Annotated in this window: 17 protein-coding genes; 3 read left to right on the forward strand and 14 right to left on the reverse strand. The window is 70.0% G+C overall.

Annotated features, from left to right (window positions below; genetic code table 11):
• Positions 1-29: 29 nt before the first annotated feature.
• Positions 30-2,528: a ThuA domain-containing protein gene (locus tag ACIREO_RS08645; protein ID WP_404106677.1), complete on the forward strand. Its 2,499-nt coding sequence runs from the start codon at positions 30-32 to the stop codon at positions 2,526-2,528.
• Positions 2,525-4,762, forward strand: a complete 2,238-nt coding sequence (locus ACIREO_RS08650; protein WP_404106679.1) for an OmpL47-type beta-barrel domain-containing protein — start codon at positions 2,525-2,527, stop codon at positions 4,760-4,762. The genes ACIREO_RS08645 and ACIREO_RS08650 overlap by 4 nt, the downstream gene beginning before the upstream one ends.
• A gap of 12 nt (positions 4,763-4,774) precedes the next feature.
• On the opposite strand, the gene ACIREO_RS08655 is transcribed toward ACIREO_RS08650, so the two are convergent.
• Positions 4,775-5,857: an ABC transporter permease gene (locus tag ACIREO_RS08655; protein ID WP_404106681.1), complete on the reverse strand. Its 1,083-nt coding sequence runs from the start codon at positions 5,855-5,857 to the stop codon at positions 4,775-4,777.
• A complete protein-coding gene (ligD, locus tag ACIREO_RS08660) occupies positions 5,854-6,861 on the reverse strand; it encodes a non-homologous end-joining DNA ligase (RefSeq protein ID WP_404106780.1) in 1,008 nt (335 codons plus the stop codon). The genes ACIREO_RS08655 and ligD overlap by 4 nt, the downstream gene beginning before the upstream one ends.
• A 95-nt stretch (positions 6,862-6,956) precedes the next feature.
• On the opposite strand from ligD, the gene ACIREO_RS08665 reads away from it, so the two are divergent.
• The gene (locus ACIREO_RS08665; RefSeq protein WP_404106682.1) at positions 6,957-8,018 is read left to right on the forward strand and encodes an ATP-dependent DNA ligase; all 1,062 of its coding nucleotides are present in this window, start codon (positions 6,957-6,959) and stop codon (positions 8,016-8,018) included.
• Positions 8,019-8,022: 4 nt separating this feature from the next.
• Here the strand turns inward: ACIREO_RS08665 and ACIREO_RS08670 are convergent, their stop codons facing one another.
• From ACIREO_RS08670 to ACIREO_RS08725, 12 genes are read right to left on the reverse strand one after another with little or no spacing between them, the layout of a single operon-like run.
• Entirely contained in the window at positions 8,023-9,237 is a 1,215-nt protein-coding gene (locus tag ACIREO_RS08670) for a lytic transglycosylase domain-containing protein (RefSeq protein WP_404106683.1), read from the reverse strand.
• Between the two features lie 19 nt (positions 9,238-9,256).
• On the reverse strand, positions 9,257-9,994 hold the full coding sequence (locus tag ACIREO_RS08675; RefSeq protein ID WP_404106685.1) for a hypothetical protein: 738 nt from the start codon (positions 9,992-9,994) through the stop codon (positions 9,257-9,259).
• Positions 9,995-10,030: 36 nt separating this feature from the next.
• Positions 10,031-10,561: a nuclear transport factor 2 family protein gene (locus ACIREO_RS08680; protein ID WP_404106687.1), complete on the reverse strand. Its 531-nt coding sequence runs from the start codon at positions 10,559-10,561 to the stop codon at positions 10,031-10,033.
• 12 nt (positions 10,562-10,573) lie between these two features.
• On the reverse strand, positions 10,574-11,155 hold the full coding sequence (locus ACIREO_RS08685) for a hypothetical protein (RefSeq protein WP_404106689.1): 582 nt from the start codon (positions 11,153-11,155) through the stop codon (positions 10,574-10,576).
• Positions 11,152-11,673 (reverse strand): hypothetical protein, encoded by a 522-nt coding sequence (locus tag ACIREO_RS08690; protein WP_404106691.1) that lies wholly within the window; start codon positions 11,671-11,673, stop codon positions 11,152-11,154. Before ACIREO_RS08690 ends, ACIREO_RS08685 begins: the two co-directional genes overlap by 4 nt.
• Entirely contained in the window at positions 11,670-12,905 is a 1,236-nt protein-coding gene (locus tag ACIREO_RS08695; RefSeq protein ID WP_404106692.1) for an MCE family protein, read from the reverse strand. The genes ACIREO_RS08690 and ACIREO_RS08695 overlap by 4 nt, the downstream gene beginning before the upstream one ends.
• Complete coding sequence (locus ACIREO_RS08700) at positions 12,905-14,038, reverse strand: MCE family protein (RefSeq protein WP_404106693.1); 1,134 nt, start codon at positions 14,036-14,038, stop codon at positions 12,905-12,907. Before ACIREO_RS08700 ends, ACIREO_RS08695 begins: the two co-directional genes overlap by 1 nt.
• Positions 14,035-15,156 carry an MCE family protein gene (locus ACIREO_RS08705; protein WP_404106695.1) on the reverse strand — a complete coding sequence of 374 codons (1,122 nt, stop codon included), beginning with the start codon at positions 15,154-15,156 and terminating at the stop codon, positions 14,035-14,037. The genes ACIREO_RS08700 and ACIREO_RS08705 overlap by 4 nt, the downstream gene beginning before the upstream one ends.
• A gap of 1 nt (position 15,157) precedes the next feature.
• A complete protein-coding gene (locus ACIREO_RS08710; protein ID WP_404106696.1) occupies positions 15,158-16,177 on the reverse strand; it encodes an MCE family protein in 1,020 nt (339 codons plus the stop codon).
• Positions 16,174-17,205: an MCE family protein gene (locus ACIREO_RS08715; RefSeq protein WP_404106698.1), complete on the reverse strand. Its 1,032-nt coding sequence runs from the start codon at positions 17,203-17,205 to the stop codon at positions 16,174-16,176. Before ACIREO_RS08715 ends, ACIREO_RS08710 begins: the two co-directional genes overlap by 4 nt.
• A complete protein-coding gene (locus tag ACIREO_RS08720) occupies positions 17,202-18,536 on the reverse strand; it encodes an MCE family protein (protein WP_404106699.1) in 1,335 nt (444 codons plus the stop codon). Before ACIREO_RS08720 ends, ACIREO_RS08715 begins: the two co-directional genes overlap by 4 nt.
• Positions 18,536-19,339 carry an MlaE family ABC transporter permease gene (locus ACIREO_RS08725; protein WP_404106701.1) on the reverse strand — a complete coding sequence of 268 codons (804 nt, stop codon included), beginning with the start codon at positions 19,337-19,339 and terminating at the stop codon, positions 18,536-18,538. The genes ACIREO_RS08720 and ACIREO_RS08725 overlap by 1 nt, the downstream gene beginning before the upstream one ends.

Here is a 19,339-nt window from a genome sequence, read left to right on the forward strand (position 1 = left end):
AGAAGTGACCAAGAGGGGTGGGTGACCACATGCAGCGCACACCACATCACAGGTCCAGATCGCGCCGCGGCATCGCGGCGGCCGTGGCAGCGGGCGCCCTGACCGCGTCCTTGCTGGGCGGCAACGCGGCCACCGCCAGCCCTTATCCGGACCCCGGGCTGAAGGAACGGATGGCGACAACGTTGTCCCTTCCCACGCCGCCCGGCGGGGCGAACGTCAAGGTGCTGGTGTTCCACGCCTCGGCGGGCGATGAGTCGCCGACCGTGGACGCGGGTATCGCGGCCATCGAGAAGATCGGGCTCAGCGGTCCTGAGGCCGGACGGTTCAAGACCGTCGCCACCGACGACGCCGGGGTCTTCACCAACGGCAAGAAGCTCGGCACGTTCAACGCGGTCGTCTTCCTGACCGGCGGCGGTGACGTGCTCGACCCGGAGCAGGAGGCCGGTCTGGAGGCGTACATGGAGGCCGGCGGCGGCTTCCTCGGCATCCATGACGCGGCGCGCACCGAGCCGTACTCCGACTGGTTCACCGGCCTGGTCGGCGCCCGCCCGGCGGCGGACAGCCCGACGGACGTCCAGCGCGCCACCGTGGAGATCGGCGACCGGCAGCACCCGGCGACGAAGAACCTCCCGCTGGAGTGGAAGCGTCCGGACACCTGGCTGAACTGGAAGGACAACCCGTCCGGCGACGTGCACACCGTGGCCCGCGTCCGCGAGCTCACCTACACCCCGGGCAAGTCCGCCAACGGCTGGGACCACCCGGTCTCCTGGTGCCGTGACTACGACGGCGGCCGCTCCTTCTACACCGGCATGGGCGGTACGGCGGCGAGCTTCGCCGAGACCGACTTCCGCGACCATCTTCGTGGTGCGCTGGCCTGGACGAGCCGCACCTCGCAGGCCGACTGCAAGGCCACCATCGACTCCAACTACACGGCCGAGCGGCTCACCCAGCCCAACCAGCCCGGCCAGAACGACCAGATCGGCGAGCCGCACGGCCTCGTGACCGCGAAGGACGGACGGATCTTCTACATCGGGCGCGGCGGCACGGACAGCAGCGTGCCGGTGGTCACCGACTGGAACGACCCGAACGTCGGCAAGGGCGAGGGTGAGATCCACGTCTACGACCCCGCCACCAAGAAGGTCACCCTTGCCGGAAAGCTGAGCGTCTTCGGCAACAAGGGCGGCGGCGAGGAGCTGGTGAAGGTGGAGGAGGGCCTGCTCGGGATCGAGCTGGACCCGGACTTCGCCACCAACGGCTGGGTGTATCTGCACTACACGCCGCACGCGAAGATCGACCGCGACAACCAGATGGCGGTGCGGCAGGTCTCGCGCTTCACCTTCGACCACGCCACGAACAAGCTGGACCTGGCGTCCGAGAAGGTGCTCCTGAACTGGCCGGTCCAGATCCACAGCTGCTGCCACGCGGGCGGCGGGATGGCCTGGGACTCGAAGCAGAACCTGTACATCGCCACCGGTGACAACAACTCCTCGCAGTTCAGCGACGGTTACTCCGGCAACAACCCGGAGCCGAACTACAAGGGCGTGTCCTTCTCCGACGCCCGCCGCACTGCGGGGAACACCAACAACCTCAACGGGAAGATCCTGCGGATCCACCCCGAGGACGACGGCACCTACACCCTGCCCGAGGGCAACCTCTTCACCGGCGAGGAGCCGGACGAGGGCGGCGGCAAGACCCGCGGCGAGATCTATGTGATGGGTGTCCGCAACCCCGCCCGCATCTCCGTCGACAAGTCGACCGACACGCTGTACGCGGGCTGGGTCGGCCCCGACGCGGGCGAGCCCAGCACCACCTGGGGACCCGCCAAGTACGACACGTTCGCGGCGATCACCAAGGCCGGCAACCAAGGCTGGCCGTACTGCATGGGCAACAAGCAGCCCTACCGGGACCGCAACCTGCCCGATCCGACCAAGCCGCTGGACTGGTACGACTGCGACGCGCCGAAGAACGAGTCGCCGAACAACGACGGCCTGGTCAAACTGCCGCCGGTGACCGGCAACACCATCTGGTACTCGCCCCAGGGCGGCGGCGTCGACTACCCGCGTGACGAGAACGGCATCCCCAGCTACAAGGTCGAGGACCAGAAGGAGCTCCTGCCCTGGCTCAAGGGCGGCGGCCAGGCCACGATGAACGGCCCGGTCTACCGCTACGACGAGGCGAGCACGAGCGAGGCCAAGTGGCCGGCCTACTGGGACGGGAAGTGGTTCGTGGGTGACTTCTACGACGACACCCAGCCGCGTCACGCCGTGCTGACCGACCCGAAGACGGTCGGCAAGGGCGGCCTGCCCACCCACGCCGAGTCCCTGAAGAAGATCATTCCGGTCGGCGCGGACGGGATCCGCAACCTCATGGACTGGAAGTTCGCCCCGGACGGCTCGCTCTACGTCCTGGACTACGGGCGCGGCTTCTTCACCTCAGACTCCAAGTCCGCGCTGTGGCGCGTGACGTACAAGGGCGGCGGTCCGACCCCGGCCGCCGCAGACCTGGCCAGGAAGGCGGCAGCGCAGTGAGACACCCTTCACTCCTCGCGCGACGGCGGTACGGGCCCGCCCGGTGGTGGCTCGCCCTGCTCGGTTCGTTCCTGATGGTCCTCGGGCTGGCGTCGACGGCGGCGTACGGCCGTGACGACGACCGGGCGGCAGCGGCCGACCAGGTCCTCACCTGGACCGCGGGCGACCCCATCGACCACTATCTGACGGCTCCCGAGACCGCGGTGGCCGGCGCCGCGACCATCGTGTTCGAGAACAGCGAGGCCACAGGCAACACGACGAGCATGCCGCACACGCTGACGTTCAGCGTGTCGGACCCGGAGTACAACAGCGACGTCCAGGTGAACATCCTGGCCAACCCGGGTGACAGCGAGGGTGGCAAGCACAGCGTCGAGGTCACCCTCACGCCCGGCAAGTACTTCTACCACTGCACGATTCCCGGCCACGGCTCGATGACCGGCGTCCTCACGGTGACCGAGGACGGTGGCGGCGGTGAGGACACCACCGCTCCCGAGACCTCGGCGACGGTGGACGGCGACAAGAACGCCGACGGCGCGTACATCGGCCAGGCCACGGTCACCGTGGCTGCGACCGACGCGGGCTCTGGCGTCGACACCGTCGAGTACGCGGTCGGGGCGGACGGGGCCTGGCAGCCGTACACCGCGCCCGTCGTGGTGGACGAGGTCGGGGACCACACGGTCCGCTACCGCGCCACCGACAAGTCGGGCAACGCGGCGGAGGAGAAGACGGTCGACTTCGCGGTCGCCGCGCCGCCGACGGACGACAAGACCCCGCCGGAGACCTCGGCGACCGTCTCGGGCGAGAAGGACGAAGCGGGCGCCTACCTCGGTATGGCCACGGTCACCGTGACCGCGTCCGACACCGGGTCAGGCGTCAACACCATCGAGTACGCGACCGGGGCGGACGGCGCCTGGCAGCCGTACACCGCGCCCGTGATGGTGCACGAGGTCGGGGACCACACGGTCCGCTACCGCGCCACCGACAAGTCGGGCAACGCGGCGGAGGAGAAGACGGTCGGCTTCACCGTCGTCGAGCCGCCGTCGCAGGACCAGACCCCGCCGGAGACCTCCGTGGTCGTGACGGGCGACAAGAACTCGGACGGCGCGTTCATCACGAGCGCCGAGGTCACCCTCAGCGCCACCGACGACGACTCGGGCGTGGACAAGGCCGAGTACTCCCTCGACGGCGGCCCGTACCTCGCGTACTCCTCCCCCGTCATCGTCGACCGCGTCGGCCACCACACGTTCGCCCACCGGGCGACGGACAAGGCCGGCAACACCTCGGAGGCGAAGCAGAGCTCGTTCACCGTCGCGCAGAGCGGCGGTGTCCCGGCACCCAACTGCCCTGAGTTCGACGAACGGCTCACCGTCATCGTCGGCACGGTCGACACCGGTGTTCCCAACCGGCTGACCGGCAACCGCTGCACCATCAACGAGCTCATCGAGGACGAGAAGGACTGGTCCTCGCACGCGCTGTTCCTCAAGCACGTCGACAAGGTCCTGGACAAGCTGCTCACCGACGGGGTCGTCGACGCCCGTGAGCACAAGAAGATCTACAAGGCGGCCAAGCAGTCCGGCATCGGCAAGCCGGGCCAGGACGAGGGCTACCGCAAGCTCTTCGACGGCACCGCCGCGTCCCTCGCCAAGTGGGAGCAGGTCGGCGGCGGACAGTTCGCGCTGAACGAGGAGGAGGGCTCGATCACCAGCTCCACCACGGTGGACGGCATGGGAATGCTGTGGTTCCCGTCCCGGCAGTACGGGGACTTCTCGCTGAAGCTCCAGTGGCGGGACGACGCCCCGGAGGGCGGCAACGCCAACGGCGGGGTGTTCGTCCGCTTCCCGAACGTCCACGACCACCCGGAGGAGCCGCGTCCGGAGTGGGCCGCCATCAAGTACGGCCATGAGATCCAGGCCTACGACGGGCCCGGCGGCGACATGTACAAGACCGGTTCCGTCTACGGGTTCGACCGGGTCGGCCTCGGCGGCGCCGGGGTCACACCCAAGGGCACCTGGAACGACTACGAGATCCGGGTGGTGGACCAGCACTACTCGGTCTACCGCAACGGTGTCCTGATCAATGAGTTCGACAACAACGGCGGCCAGGTCTTCGAACCGCCGCGGGGTGACGACCCGGGTACCGACGGCCGGCGGTACGCCTCCGGTTACGTCGGGCTCCAGGTCCACAGCACCACCGACGTGATCTCGTACCGCGACATCCGCATCCAGGAGTTGTAGGGCGGGCCACGCTCAGACGGCGGCCGTGGCCGCATGCTCCGGCATGTGGCCACGGCCGCCCGGATGCCGGTGGCGCCACACCCAGAAGACCGTGCAGGAGACCAGCGACCAGCCCGCCAGCACCAGGAACGGGAAGGCGTACTGGTGGCCCTGGTAGTAGACCGCCGTGTGCTGGGCGTTGACCGAGGCGCCCGGCGGCAGCCAGCGCCCGATCTCTCCGAGCGCCGAGGGCAGCAGCGGCCAGGACACCGCTCCCCCGGACGACGGGTTGCCCAGCAGCACCATGAGCCCCCAGGTGGGGAGCATCGCCCAGCGCCCCATGATGGTGTTGAACATGGTGAAGACCATGCCGGACGTGAACATCGTGAACGCCAGGATCAGCCAGGACTCGACGAACGGCAGGTCCAGCGCGCCGATCAGCCAGTCCACCACCGCGGCGATCGCGAAGCCGCCGAGCAGCGAGTAGGCGACCGTGAACGCGATCCGCTCCAGGGGGTTGAGCGCCCGGGCGTGCACGCTGAGCTGGATGGCTCCGACGAAGCCGATGATGACGGCGGCCAGCGAGATGTAGAAGAGGGCCAGCCCGCGCGGGTCGCCCTTCTGGAGCGGCTTGACGTCCGTGATCGTGACCGGGACCCCGGTGGCCTTCGCGACCTCCGCCCCCGTCTCGGCGAGCAGCTGGGCGACCGTGGCCCCGGCGGCTCCGGCGATGTCCATGGCCACCCCGCGCTCGCCCGGCCGCAGGGTCACGAAGACCTTCTGCTCCTCCATGGCCTCCCGGGCCGCGGCGCGGGAGGCGTACGGGCGCAGCTGGAGGGAAGCGTCGAGGGCCTTCTCCATGCCGGCGATGAACTGCTTCCCGCCCTTGGCCTGGACGTCTCCGACCACCGCGGAGGGGATATGGCGCGGCGTCGGGTCGGCCATCGTGTAGGTGTACGAGCCGGCGAAGAGTCCGGCCGCGGCGGCGAGGATGAAGAGCAGCACGAAGGCGGGGACGTACGGGGACTGTTTGTACGATGCCCACTTCTCGGCCCTGGTCGGGGGCCTGCCGTGTGCGCCGTGGGCCGGGGGCTCGGCCCCCTCGTCGGTGCTCATGCGTCACCGTCGTCGTGGCGGGCGCGGCTGGGCTGTACCCGCTTCGGCTCGCCGGGCATCTTCGGGTACTCCGGCGGATAGGGCAGGTCGCCGAGCTCGTGCTCGTGCTCGTCCCGCCGGGCGAGCTCCAGCACCTGGTCGAGCCGGAAGGCGTGGTCGTCCATGTCGGCGTGCAGATCGCCCACCTCGGCGTACCGCCCGGGCATGGTGCCGAGGTCGAAGTCGCGCGGCTCCGCGTCGTCGACCTCCTCCCAGCGCAGGGGGGCGGAGACCGGGGCGTGCGGGAAGGGGCGTACGGAGTAGGCGGAGGCGATGGTGCGGTCGCGGGCGGTCTGGTTGTAGTCGACGAAGATCCGCTCGCCCCGCTCCTCCTTCCACCAGGCGGTGGTCACCCGGTCCGGCATCCTGCGCTCCAGCTCCCGTCCCACCGCGATGGCGCAGCGTCTGACCTGCGTGAACGTCCACTCGGGGACCAGCGGGACGAAGACGTGGATGCCGCGCCCGCCGGAGGTCTTGGGCCAGCCGCGCAGTCCGTGGTCGTCCAGGACGGAGCGCAGTTCGTGGGCTGCCCTGACGGCGTCTGCGTAATCGGTGCCGGGCTGCGGGTCGAGGTCGATGCGCAGCTCGTCGGGGTGGTCTGTGTCCGCCCGGCGCACGGGCCAGGGGTGAAACGTCAGGGTGCCGAGGTTGGCCGCCCAGAGGACGGCCCCCAGTTCGGTGGGGCACATCTCGTCGGCGTGCCGGCCGCTGGGGAACTCGATCCGGGCGGTGGGGGTCCAGTCGGGGAGGTTCTTCGGCGCCCGCTTCTGGTAGAAGAAGTCGCCCTCGACCCCGTCGACGAAGCGCTGGAGGGTGGTCGGCCGCTCGCGCAGGGCGCGGAGGATCCCGGGCCCCACGGCCTGGAAATAGTCGGCCACGTCCTTCTTGGTATAGCCCTTCTCCGGGAAGTACACCTTGTCCGGGTTGGACAGCCGTACGGCCCGTCCGTCCACTTCCAGCTCCACCGCTGCTCCTGCTCCCATGTCGGACACCGTAGGCCGGGCCCACATATGCCGCATATCGGAGGACGTTCTCACTGCGGTGAGTGAGAATCGGGGCCATGGACCTGCCGGTGATGCCTCCTGTGAAGCCGATGCTCGCCAAGTCCGTGTCCGCGATTCCGCCGGGTATGCAGTACGAGGCGAAGTGGGACGGATTCCGGGCGATCGTGCACCGGGACGGTGACGAGGTGGTGATCGGCAGCCGGACGGGGAAGCCCCTCACCCGCTACTTCCCCGAGGTGGTCGCCGCCGTGCGGGAGAATCTGCCGACGCGGTGCGTGGTCGACGGCGAGATCGTTCTGCCGTACGAGGGACGGCTGGACTTCGACCGGCTGAGTGAGCGCATCCATCCGGCCGATTCCAGGGTGCGGATGCTGGCCGAGCAGATCCCGGCGAGTTTCGTCGCCTTCGACATCCTCGCCCTCGACGACACGTCACTGCTCACCACCGCCCAGACCGAACGGCGGACGGTCCTGGAGGGGGCGCTGGCGGACGCCTCGGCCCCCGTCCATCTGGCCCCGTCCACCACGGACCCGGATCTCGCGCGGGAGTGGTTCGAGCGGTACGAGGGAGCGGGGCTCGACGGCGTGGTCGCCAAGCCGCTCGATCTGCCGTACCGGCCGGACGCACGGGTCATGTACAAGATCAAGCACGAGCGGACCGCCGACTGCGTGGTGGCGGGCTACCGCTTCCACAAGAGCGGTCCGGTGGTCGGCTCACTGCTGCTCGGCCTGTACGACGCCGGGGGCGCCCTCCAGCACGTGGGGGTGTGCGCGGCGTTCTCGATGAAACGGCGCGCTGAACTCCTGAAGGAGCTCGACCCGTTGCGCATCGACCCCGCCGAGCATCCGTGGGCGTCCTGGGCGGAGGCGTCGGCACACGAGGGGGCACGTCTGCCGGGCGCGCCGAGCCGCTGGTCGGGCAAGAAGGACCTCTCCTGGGTGGCTCTCGCGCCGGAGCGGGTCTGCGAGGTGGCGTACGACCACATGGAGGGTGACCGCTTCCGCCACACCACCCAGTTCCGGCGGTGGCGGCCGGACCGCGTCCCTTCCGGCTGCACCTACGCGCAGTTGGAGGAAGTGGTGCGGTACGACCTGTCCGAGGTGCTCGACGGCCGCTGACCCGTCAAGCGCTGGGGGTGGGGCAGGGCTCGTCGGTGGGTGCGTCCGTGGGGGCCTCGGTGCCGGCCTCCGCCGAGGGCGTGGGGCAGGCCGGATCGGTGGAGGTGGGGTCCGGGTCGGGTGACGTCGTCGGGTCCGGCGTCGTCGGGTCCGGTGTGGGCGTGGTGGTCGGGTCCGTGGGGCCGCTGTCGGTGGGGTCGGGGCTCGGGTCCGTGGGTGTCGACGGACCACCCGGGTCCGGGCTCCCGGAGTCCGTCGGGGTGGGAGTCGGCGAGGTGGAGGGAGCCGGTGTGCGGGTGGGCTGCGGGCCGACGACGATGCCGCCGCCGCCCTTGCCGGGGGCGCTCGGGCTGCCGGGGCCGCCGACCGGGGCCTTCGGGGTGTTCGGGCCTCCCGCGCCGGGGCTCTTCGGGATCACGCCCGTGCCGTCGGCGACGGGGTGGACGCCCTTGCGGTAGAACTCCAGCCAGGACAGGACCGTACTGAGGTAGGTGTCCGAGTGGTTGTAGCTGAGGACCGCCCTGTCCAGATCCGCCCGTACGGACAGGTCACGCGTCCCGGCGCAGAGGTAGTGGCCCGCGGCGAGAGCGGCGTCGGCGATGTTGCCGGGGTCCTTGCGCCCGTCGCCGTTGCCGTCCTTGCCCCAGTGCGCCCAGGTGGACGGAATGAACTGCATGGGACCGACCGCCCGGTCGTACCGGGCGTCGCCGTCGTACGCGCCGCCGTCGGTGTCGGAGATGTGCGCGAAGCCGCTGCCGTTGAGGACGGGCCCGAGAATCGGCGTGAGCGTGGTGCCGACGGTGTCCACCCGTCCCCCGCTCGCATGGCCGGACTCCACCTTTCCGATCGCCGCGAGCAACTGCCAGGGAAGGTGGCAGCCGGGGTCGCTCCGGCCGAGCGCTCTCTCCGCGTCGCGGTAGGCGGCCAGGACGGTGGCGGGTATGCCCGCCTCGGCCCAGGGCTGCGTGACGGCCGGGCCGGGCTTCTTCCCGGTGCTTTTCGGCGGCTCCGGTGACTCCAGGGGCGGCAGCTCGGTGTGGTAGCTGTCGTCGTTCTCCACCTCGGTCCAGACGACGTCGTCCGATGCCACGTTCTTCGCGTCGTCGGCAGCGCCGCCGCCCGTGAGCCCCGGGGCCTGGGACGCGGTGAGCGCCGCCATGGCCGCGACCGCGGTGGCCGTGCCGGTGAGTCCGCGGCGCATGGATCCGTTGAACCTCATGTGTCCTGCCTCTCCTGGGTCATCGCGTGAACGTGTCGATGGCCGCGATCCGCCAGGTGTCGCCGCGGCGGACGGCGTCCACGGCGAACATCGCGGCCGCGTACGTCGTCTCCTCCTCCTTGCCGGTACGGGTGTTGCTCTGGTCGGCGAAGATCAGCAGCCGGGCGCGGTCGCCGTCGAGCAGTTCGACGCCGCTCTGGGTGACGGTCGTGGTGAGGAAGAGCTTCTGCTTCGGCGCCTGGGCCCGTACCTCGGCGAGCATGTCCTTGTGCTGCTGGACCGCCTTGCCGGTCAGATGCTTCTGCGCGGCAAGGTCGGATTTCGCGGGCGAGGCGTAGTTGTAGGAGAAGACCGCGCCGACGGCCTCGGTGATCTGCCCCTTCACCTCGCTGGTCCTGCTGATGTCGGTGAGGGCCGCGTTCTGCCGGCTCGGGTCGTCGCGGAGTGTGCCGGCCGAGGTGAACGACCAGGCGGCGAAGGCGCCGAGGAGCAGTGTCACGGCGCAGAGGACGGCGGGCAGCCGGACGCGCGGGCGGGGCAGCCGCCTGCGCGGGGGCGCGTCCCCGGCGGCCCCCTCCTCCGTCCCGGCCTCGTCCTCGGGGGCCGCTTCGGCGGCGGCCGTGTCCGCGGGCTCGGGGGGCTCCGTCGCCCCGGGCGCCTCGGCCGGCCCGGGATCGGCCGTGCGTGACGGCGCGGTCGTCGCGGCGACCGTGGCGAGCCGGCGGCGGCGGTTGACGAGGTGGCGGGTCGTCGACATGGTGTGGTCCTCTCGAAGGCGGGGCGGTCGGGCGGGTCAGCCGGCGGTGTCACCGACGGGTGCCTGGCCCAGGGCGCTGAGTTTCCAGCCCCCGGAGGTGCGGGTGAGCTGCCCCAGCATCCGGCTCTCCTTGACCGCGGGCTCGCCCTCGGGGGCGGTCACGGTGACGCGCAGCGCCACCATCACGCCGGCCTTGCCCTCCCGGTCGTCCAGCTCCGTCACGGCTCCGGAGAGGATCTTGGCGGTGCTGACCGTCTTGGCCGCCTCGATCTGCTTGAGGAACGCGTCCCGCCCGTCGACGAGTTGCTTGTGCAGATCGCCGGTGGTCGAGTCCTCCCAGCTGTCGAGCCCCTCGGCGAGCCGGGCGTGGTCGAGCGTGTTCATGTTCTGTACGGCCTGCTCACCCGCCGCCAGGGCGGCGTCGCGGGCCTGCGCGTAGGCCGCCGAGCCGTCGTGCGCGGCGTCGTAGCGGGACCAGCCTCCCCAGCCCGCGGCGACGGCGGCCACGACTGTCAGCGCGACCGCTGCCGCCCGCAGCGGATTTCTCGTCGTGCGTACCCGTGCCATCGGTGCTCTCCCCTACCTGGAGGTGATGTCGACGATCCGCCAGTGTCCGTCCCGCAGTTCCGCGGTCACGGACAGCTGTGCCGCCGCCGTGGTGGCGGCCTTTCCCTCGCGCTCGTAGACCTGGTCGAGGAAGACGAGGAGATGGGCGCTGCCGCCGGTGAGCCGGGTGACCCCGGCACGTACGGCCTGGCTGGTGAGGGTCAGCTTCTGGTCCGCGGCCTGCTTCTCGACCTGGCCGAACAGGGCCGCGTACTGCTGGAGCGCCCGGCCCGCGAGCAGTTGCTTCGCCGACTCCTTGGTGGCGGCGGTGGCCTGCGGGCTGTACGAGAAGACCTTGCCCAGCGCGCTGCTCACGTCACCGGCGACCTGGGTGGTCGCGGCGGAGTCGGTGAGGGCGTGGTTGGACGTGGCGGGGGTGTCGCGCAGCTGTCGCCCCTGGACGAACAGGGTGCCGCCCACGCCCAGCAGGGCGACGGCCAGCACGGCCGCCACGGGGCGGGTCCACCGCCTGCGGGCCGGGGTGCCCTCCGGACCGGGATCCGGTACGGGTCCGGGGTCCGGCGCGATCGTCGCTGTTGCCGTGCTCTGCTTCATGAGCCGCTCCCGACCGGCAGCGCGTCAAGTGCCTTGATCTTCCAGCCGTCCCCGGTCCGGGCCAGCGTCGCCTCGAAACGTTTGCGCTCGGTGCCGCCCTTGCCGGTGCGCGGGGTGATCTCTACGTCGACGGTCGCGATGAGTGCCGCCGTGCCGGCCCGGTCGTCGAGCGCGGTGAGCGCGGCGTCGGTGACCTTGCCGCGTGCGGTGGTGCCCGACTCGGTGAGCTCGCCCGCGTCCTTCTTCCGGGTGCTCTCCAGCCGGTCGTGGAACGGTCCCGTCGAGGCGCCGAGCCAGGCGGTGAGCCCGGACTCCACGCTCGCCGCTGTCCTGCCGTCCATGCTGGTCAGCCGGGCGAGGTGCCGCTTGCCCTCGGCGAGCGCGGTGTCACGGCTCTTCGCGTACGCCAGGGAGTCGTCACCCCGGGCCTGGGCGTACGACCAGGTGCCGAGCGCGCAGACGAGCACGGCGGCGAGCAGCGCGGCCCAGCCGAGGCCGGTTCTCGTACGGTCGCTCATGAGCCGCCTCCCAGGCCCAGCAGTCCGGCCATGCCTTCGGCCTGTGGTGTGGTGGTCTGCCCGGTGGTGCCGAGCGTGTCCGGGAGGAGACCGGAACCGGGCGTGAACGGCTCGGGTACGGGACCGCCCGTCGGGGCGTTGGCACTGCCCCGGACATTGATGCCGCTGCCGGGCGAGGACGCGCAGCGGGCCTTGGTGTTGGTGGCGGGGGCCGGCGAGACGTCGGTGCCGGGGCGGTAGGTGGTGGAGCCGTATCCGGTGGTGCAGGGCAGTGGTTCGAAGAAGGTGACCGACATGCCGAACCTGGCACCGTCCGCGTCGACGGCACTCGCGCCGGCCGCCGCGACCGCGGGGAGTTTCACGAGGAGTTCCTCCAGTCCGCGCTGCCGTGTGACGGCGACCTCGGAGGTGGTGAGGAGGTTGGCGACGACCACGCCGAAGGCGGGGTCGAGGTCGCGCAGCAGCCCGCTGATCTGTTCGGTGGCGCCGGGCGCCGCGGCGATGAGCCGACGTAGGTCGGTGTCGGATCCCTTGAGTTCGGCGGCGAGTTCCTCGGCGCCGGAGGCGAAGCCCTTCAGCGCTTCGCCCTGTTCGTTCTGGGTGCGCAGCACGGTCTCGCCGTCCGCCATCAGCTTCGTGGTGGTCGGCAGGGCCTCGTCCGCGGCCTCGACGAATTCGCTGCTGGTGTCGAGCAGGACCTGGAGGTCGTCTCCACGGCCGCTGAACGCGGCTCCGAATTCGTCGACGACCGTGCGCAGGTCTTCCGTGTCGACGGAGGCCGTCAGGTCGTTGACGCTGGTGAGGACGTCGGTGACGGGTGCGGGGACGGTGGTGTCCGCCTGGTCGATGACCGAGCCGTTCTCCAGGAAGGGGCCGTCCGCGCGGGTGGGCCGCAGATCGACGTACTGCTCGCCGACCGCCGAGAGGCTGGCGACGACGGCCTGCAGCGCGTCGGGGATGCGTGGCGCGTCGTTCTCGATGCGCAGCTCGGCCTCGACCCCGTCGTCGGTGAGCTCGATCGGGCCGACCCTTCCCACGGAGACGCCCCGGTAGCTGACGTTGGAGTGGGTGAACAGGCCGCCTGTCTGCGGCAGTTGCACGGTGACGGTGTAGTAGTCGCGCAGCCCGACGTAGTGGCCGAGGTCGGCGTACCGCACCCCCAGGAAGCCGAGGACGAGTACGGCGATGACGAGGAAGGCGATGTTCTTGAGCCGGATGGCAAGGGTGATCATCAGCGGGTGCCCTCCGTTCCCGGTGTGGTGACCGAGGGGAGCGGCAGGGGCAGCGCGGCCCCCTGCTTCTGCTGCGCGCCGGGCGGGGTGAGCGCGGGGATGATCTGGGTGCCGGGCAGGGCCGTCACGTCCAGGTAGACGTTGAGGTAGTCGCCCTTCACCCCGCGGAGCACCTCGTCGGTGAACGGGTAGGTGACCAGCACCTGGAGGGAGTCCGGCAGATCGTTGCCGGAGTCGGCGAGCGCGGTGAGCGTGGGCGCGATGGCCTCGAGGTCGGCGATCATGTCGGCCTTGCTGTTGTTGATCGTGTCGACGGCGACGGTGGAGAGTGTGTCGAGCGAGCGCAGCATGGTGAGGAGCGAGCCACGCTGCTTCTCCAGGACCTTCAGGCCGGGGCTGAGACCGGTGAGGACAGTACCGACGTCCTGTTTGCGGGTGGCGAGGGTGGCGGAGAGCCGGTTGACGCCGTCGAGTGCCTGGGTGATGTCCTCCTTGTGGTCGTCCAGGTTCGTGACGAGTGTGTCGACCCGCTCCAGCATCGAGCGGATCTGCGGTTCCTGGCCGTCGAGTGCCTTGTTGAGCTCGGTGGTGATGGTCTTGAGCTGGCTGATCCCGCCCCCGTTGAGGAGCATCGACAGCGCGCCGAAGACCTCTTCGACCTCCGGGTTGCGGTTGGTGCGGGAGAGCGGGATCCGGTCGCCGTCCGCGAGCTCGCCCCGGGCGTTGCCGGCGCTCGGGGGTGAGAGCTGGACGAACTTCTCGCCGAGGAGGCTGGACTGTTCGAGGTGGGCGAAGGCGTTGGCGGGCAGGTCGATCTTCCCGTTGACGCTCATGGTGACCCTCGCGGTCCAGCTGCCCGGGGTGAGGGAGATCTTGGTGACCCTGCCCACCGCCACGTCGTTGACCTTGACGGACGACTGCGGGGCGAGACTGAGGACGTCCCCGAACTCGGCGGTTATCTCGTACGGGTGGTCGCCGAGGTCCGCTCCGCCGGGCAGCGGCACCTGGTCGAGGCCCGAGAAGGACGGCAAACCGACGGTCGTGGCGACGAGTGCGAGGCCGACGCCGGCGGCGACCAGGGCGCCGAGGCCCGTGACCACGCGGGTGCCGGGTCTGCGCAGGGCGGGGCTCATGGGGTCGCCTCCTTCTTCTTCTGCGTCCCGGTCTTCTCCGGGGTGCCGTAGACGGTGCCGACGGCGGGCAGCGGGAGTGCGGGCAGCGCCTGCTGCCGGGTGGTGTCGACGGGTGCCAGCCCTTGCAGTCCGGTGGCGCCGGGTTCGGTGAGGGGCCCGCCCATCGACAGCTCGTTGAGGTCGGTGCGTCCGTTGAGGGTGCGGTTCGCGGGGTCGTAGGCGTTCACGAGGTTGCCCGCCGCGAGCGGCAGTGTGTCGAGGGATTCGGCGAGCGAGGCGCGCTGGTCGACCAGGGTCTGGGTGAGCGGCACCAGGAGGTCCACGTTCTTCTTGAGGGCGCCGCGGTTCTTCTGGATGAAGCCCTTGACCTGGCCGAGCGCCTTGCCCAGTTCCTTCAGGGCCGCGCTGAGGTTCTCCTTGTCGTCGGCGAGGAAACCGGTGACGGTGTTGAGCTGTTGCTCGGCGGCCCGGACATTGCCGTCGTTGTCCTTGAGCATCGTGGTGAACGTCTGCAGGTAGGACAGCGTGTCGAAGAGGTTCCCGCTGCTCCTGTCGAGTGTCTTCGTCGCCTTGCCGAACTGTTCGATGGAGTTCCCGATGGCCTTTCCGTTGCCGTCGAGGTTCTTCGCCCCGGTGTCGAGGAGCTCGGAGAGGGCCCCGTCCGTGTTGGCTCCGTCCGGGCCGAGGGCCGTGGAGAGCTCGGTGATCGACGCGTAGAGCTGGTCGACCTCGATGGGGGTGGCGTTGTCCGCGGCCGGGAGCACGGCCTCGTCCTCGAGCCGCGCTCCCCCGGTGTAGGCCGGGGCGAGCTGCACGTACCGGTCGGCGACCAGGCTGGGGGCCACGACGACGGCGTGTGCCTCTTCGGGGACCTTGACGCCCTTGTCGATGCGCAGGGTGACCCTGACCTCCTCGCCGCGTGGTTCGACGGACTCGACGGTGCCGACCTTCACGCCGAGGATCCGCAGATCCGACCCGGCGTACACACCGGTGGCCTGGTCGAAGTAGGCGGTGACGGTGGTCTTCCCCTGGTCGTCCATCGCCATCACGCCGGAGGTGGCGGCGACCGCCACGACGGCGAGCCCCGCGCCGATCCCGATGATGCGTGTGCCTCTCATGTCAGCGCCCTCCCTGCTTCGGTGGCATGCAGTCGCCGTTGTCGGGGGGTGTGCCGGCGGGCAGGTAGTTCTTCGGGACGACACCGCAGACGTAGTTGTCGAACCACCGGCCGTTGCCGAGGGTGTTGCCGACCAGGCGGTTGTAGGAGCCGGCCAGGGAGAGCACCTTGTCGAGGCTCTTGCGGTTCTTCACCAGGACCGAGGTGACCCGTCCCAGCGAGTCCAGGGTGGGCCCCAGCTGCTTGTTGTTGTCCGCGACGAGCCCGGTGAGCTGGGTCCCCAGGCTCCGGGTCCCGGTGAGCAGCAGATGGATGGAGTCGCGGCGCGCCTTGATCTCGCCGAGGAGCAGGTTGCCGTCCTCCAGGAGGGTCTCGAAGCTGCTCTTCTTGCTCGCGAGGGTCTTGGTGAGCTGCTTGCTTCCCTTGAGGAGGGTGGCGAGCTGGGCGTCGCGCTCGGACACCGTCTTCGACAGTGCGGACAGCCCGTTCGCGGCGCTGCGTACGTCGGGCGGTGAGTCCTTGAAGGTCTCGGAGATCGTCTCGAAGCTCTGCGCGAGCTGGGCGGTGTCGATCTCGTCGATCGTCTCGCCGAGTCCGTTGAACGCCTGGGTGACGTCGTACGGCGAAGTGGTGCGGCTCGCGGTGATGCGGGAGCCCGGGTCCTGGGGGGCGTTGCCCAGAGGGTCGACGGCGAGGTACTTGTCGCCCAGGAGTGTCTTGATGGCGATGCCGACGGTGGAGGAGTTGCCGATCCAGGCGTCCTTGACCTTGAAGTCCACCTTCACTTTGGCGCCGTCGAGCGAGACTCCGGTGACCTCGCCCACCTTCACTCCGGCGATCCGTACCTCGTCGCCCTCGTCGAGGCCGGCCGATTCGGTGAAGTCGGCGCTGTAGGTGGTGCCGCCGCCGATGAAGGGCAGCGCGTCGGCGCGGTAGGCGGCGAGACCGAGGAGGGTGAGGACCAGGAGTCCGACGATGCTGACGGCGACCGGGTTGCGTTCCCGTACGGGCTTGATTCTCATGCCTGGCACCTCGGTGCGTCGACCGTGACGCCGGTGGGCGGCGCACTGCCGTCCTCGGTCGTCACACCGCTGATCCTCGCTTCGCAGAGGTAGAGGTTGAGCCATGACCCGTACGACGTGAGGCGGGTGATCGCCTCCATCTTGGCCGGGGTCCTCTGCAGGAAGCTCTCGATCTTGGGGGCGTTCTTGTCCAGTCGGCCGGTGAGCCGTCCGAGCTGGGCGATGTCGTCCTTGAGCGGTTTGCGTCCGTCCTGGAGCAGGTCGGCGGTGACGGTGGTGAGCGCACCCATCGCCGTGACCGCCTCACCGAGCGGCTTGCGGTCGCCGGAGAAGCCCGTGACGAGCTTCTGCAGGGTGACGACGAGGTCGTTGAAGCCCGCCTCCCGGTCGTTGACGGTCTTCAGGACCGTGTTGAGGTTCTTGATCACCTCGCCGATCACCTTGTCCTTCGCCGCGACGGTGCTGGTCAGGGATCCGACGTGGGAGAGGATGCTGTCGACTGTGCCGCCCTCGCCCTGGAGGACCTGGACGATCGATCCGGCGAGCTGGTTGACGTCCGGTGGCGACAGCCCCTCGAAGAGCGGCTGGAAGCCGTTGAAGAGCTGGGTGAGGTCCAGCGCGGGTGTGGTGCGCGAGAGTGGGATGGTCGCTCCCGACCTGAAGCTCTCGCCGACGGGTCCGGCGCCCTGGTCGAGGTCGATGTAGCGCTGGCCGACCATGTTGAGGTATTTGATCGACGCGGTCACCGAGGCCGGCAGCTCGCGGCCCTTGCGGACGGCGAAGCCGACCTCGGCCACCCGCCTGTCGGCGACCTCGATGGTTTCGACCTGGCCGACCTTGACGCCGGCGATCCGGACGCTGTCGCCGACGACGAGTCCGGTCGCGTCGGTGAACCTCGCCCGGTACGACGTGGTGTCGCCGACGCCCGTGTTGGCTATGGACAGCCCCAGGACGGTGGTGGCCAGGGCGGTCACGACGACGAAGACGATCGACTTGATGAGAGGTCCCGCGAGGGAGCGGCGCTTCACTTGAGCTTCACCTCCGCACCGCGGAAGGCCGGACCGATGAGCACGCTGCTCCAGTCGGGCAGGGTCTGCGGCTGCACTTTCAGGGAGGGAGCGACCAGCTCGTTGACGAGCCGGCTCTCCTCGGGAGAGTTGGGCATGCCGAGTGCGGTGTCGGCGGCACCGGTGTCCTGGTCCTGCGTGCCGGGGCCGCTGTCCGTGACGGAGCCGCTGTCCGTTCCCGGGCCGCTGTCCGTGACGGAGCCGGTCCTGGCGTCGGCCGTCGGCACCGACCTGCCGGTGTAGGGCACCGAGTAGCAGTGCGGTCCTCCGGTCGCGTCGTAGACCGGGGTGTCCTTGCCGGCGACGTACTTGCCCTTCGACTCCACGGGCCTGAGCGTGACGTGGAGGCCGGGCTGATCTGTGCCCTTGCCGAGCGCCTTGTCCATGGCGGGCACGAAGCCGGCCATGGTGCGCAGGGTGCAGGGGAAGACGTCCGAGTACTCGGCGAGGAGTTCCAGCGTCGGCCGGCCCGAGGCGGAGAGGCGGATGAGGTTGTCCTTGTTCTTGCGCAGGAAGGACGTGACGTCCTGGGCGGAGGCGGTGGTGGAGCCGTACAGATCGGCGAGCTCCGCCTGCTGTTCGGCGATGGTGCCGCTGGTGGTGGTGAAGTCGGTGAGTGCGTCCAGGACGTCGGGGGCCGCGTCCGCGTAGAGATGGCTCACCTTGACGAGTTCCTTGATGTCCGCGTTGAGCGTGGGGAGTTGCGGGTTGAACTCCTTGAGGTGGGCATCGAGGGTGACCAGGGTGTCGCCGAGCTTGTCGCCACGGCCTGCGAGCGCCTGCGACACGGCGTTGAGGGTGGCGGCGAGCTTCTGCGGCTTGACCGCGGTCAGCATCGGCAGGACGTTGTCGAGGACCTCCTCCAGCTCGATGGCGTTGGTGGAGCGGTCCTGGGGGATCACCGCACCGGCCTGGAGGGTCCGCGCCGACGGGACGGACGGCGGTACGAGGGCGACGAACCGCTCGCCGAAGAGGGTGGTGGGCAGCATCTGGGCGGTGACGTCGGCGGGTATCTGCCCCAGCCGGCCGGGCTGGATGGCGAGCGTCAGGCGCGCCCCGTCCCCGGCCGCCTCGATGTCGCGTACCTCTCCGATGACGACACCGCGCAGCTTGACCTCGGCGTTGTCGTGCATCTCGTTGCCGACGCTCCCGGTGCGTACGGTCACGGTGGCGTCGTCCGTAAAGTCCTTCTCGTACACGGAGACCGACAGCCATATGAGCAGGGCGGGCACGAGCACGAAGGCCACACCGGCGAGTCTGCGGCGCGCCGTCTGCGCCGTGGAGGAGTGCATCAGCCGGCCACCTTCACCGTTGTCGTCGCGCCCCAGATGGCGAGCGAGAGGAAGAAGTCGGTGACGCTGATCAGCACGATGGCGTTGCGCACCGACCGGCCCACAGCGATACCCACGCCGGCCGGGCCGCCGGTGGCGTGGAAGCCGTAGTAGCAGTGGGCGAGGATCACCAGCACGCTGAAGATCAGCACCTTGAGCACCGACAGGAGCACGTCGTCCGGGGAGAGGAAGAGATTGAAGTAGTGGTCGTAGGTGCCCGCCGACTGCCCGTTGAACAGGACGGTGATGTAGCGGGAGGCGAGGTAGGAGGAGAGCAGCCCGATCGCGTACAGCGGGATGATCGCGACGACCCCGGCGATGATCCGGGTGGTGACGAGATAGGGCATGGAGCGCACGCCCATCGCTTCGAGGGCGTCGACCTCCTCGTTGATCCGCATCGCGCCGAGCTGGGCGGTGAAGCCGGCGCCCACGGTCGCGGAGAGGGCGAGCCCCGCGACGAGCGGGGCGATCTCCCGGGTGTTGAAGTAGGCGGAGATGAAGCCGGTGAAGGCGGAGGTGCCGATCTGGTCGAGAGCGGCGTAGCCCTGGAGGCCGACGACCGAGCCGGTGGCGAGGGTCATCGCGATCATCACGCCGATGGTCCCGCCGATGACCCCGAGGCCGCCGCTGCCGAAGGCGACCTCGGCGAGCAGCCGCTGCACCTCCTTGAGGTAGCGACGCAGGGTCCGGGGGATCCAGATGAGCGCCCGTACGTAGAAGGTGAGTTGCTCGCCGGAGCGGTCGAGCCAGCCGAGCATCGACAT

Origin of the sequence: Streptomyces sp. NPDC102441 (assembly GCF_044765585.1) — a bacterium.
Taxonomy (GTDB): domain Bacteria; phylum Actinomycetota; class Actinomycetes; order Streptomycetales; family Streptomycetaceae; genus Streptomyces.

Bases quoted from the DNA above. Each gene is read 5' to 3' on its own strand.
- ACIREO_RS08690 (WP_404106691.1), bottom strand. From the start codon at position 11,673: ATGAGCGACCGTACGAGAACCGGCCTCGGCTGGGCCGCGCTGCTCGCC.
- ACIREO_RS08720 (WP_404106699.1), bottom strand. From the start codon at position 18,536: ATGCACTCCTCCACGGCGCAGACGGCGCGCCGCAGACTCGCCGGTGTG.
- ACIREO_RS08675 (WP_404106685.1), bottom strand. From the start codon at position 9,994: ATGTCGACGACCCGCCACCTCGTCAACCGCCGCCGCCGGCTCGCCACG.
- ACIREO_RS08645 (WP_404106677.1), top strand. From the start codon at position 30: ATGCAGCGCACACCACATCACAGGTCCAGATCGCGCCGCGGCATCGCG.
- ACIREO_RS08685 (WP_404106689.1), bottom strand. From the start codon at position 11,155: ATGAAGCAGAGCACGGCAACAGCGACGATCGCGCCGGACCCCGGACCC.
- ACIREO_RS08700 (WP_404106693.1), bottom strand. From the start codon at position 14,038: ATGAGCCCCGCCCTGCGCAGACCCGGCACCCGCGTGGTCACGGGCCTC.
- ACIREO_RS08655 (WP_404106681.1), bottom strand. From the start codon at position 5,857: ATGAGCACCGACGAGGGGGCCGAGCCCCCGGCCCACGGCGCACACGGC.
- ACIREO_RS08680 (WP_404106687.1), bottom strand. From the start codon at position 10,561: ATGGCACGGGTACGCACGACGAGAAATCCGCTGCGGGCGGCAGCGGTC.
- ACIREO_RS08670 (WP_404106683.1), bottom strand. From the start codon at position 9,237: ATGAGGTTCAACGGATCCATGCGCCGCGGACTCACCGGCACGGCCACC.
- ACIREO_RS08695 (WP_404106692.1), bottom strand. From the start codon at position 12,905: ATGATCACCCTTGCCATCCGGCTCAAGAACATCGCCTTCCTCGTCATC.
- ACIREO_RS08665 (WP_404106682.1), top strand. From the start codon at position 6,957: ATGGACCTGCCGGTGATGCCTCCTGTGAAGCCGATGCTCGCCAAGTCC.
- ACIREO_RS08725 (WP_404106701.1), bottom strand. From the start codon at position 19,339: ATGTCGATGCTCGGCTGGCTCGACCGCTCCGGCGAGCAACTCACCTTC.
- ACIREO_RS08710 (WP_404106696.1), bottom strand. From the start codon at position 16,177: ATGAGAATCAAGCCCGTACGGGAACGCAACCCGGTCGCCGTCAGCATC.
- ACIREO_RS08705 (WP_404106695.1), bottom strand. From the start codon at position 15,156: ATGAGAGGCACACGCATCATCGGGATCGGCGCGGGGCTCGCCGTCGTG.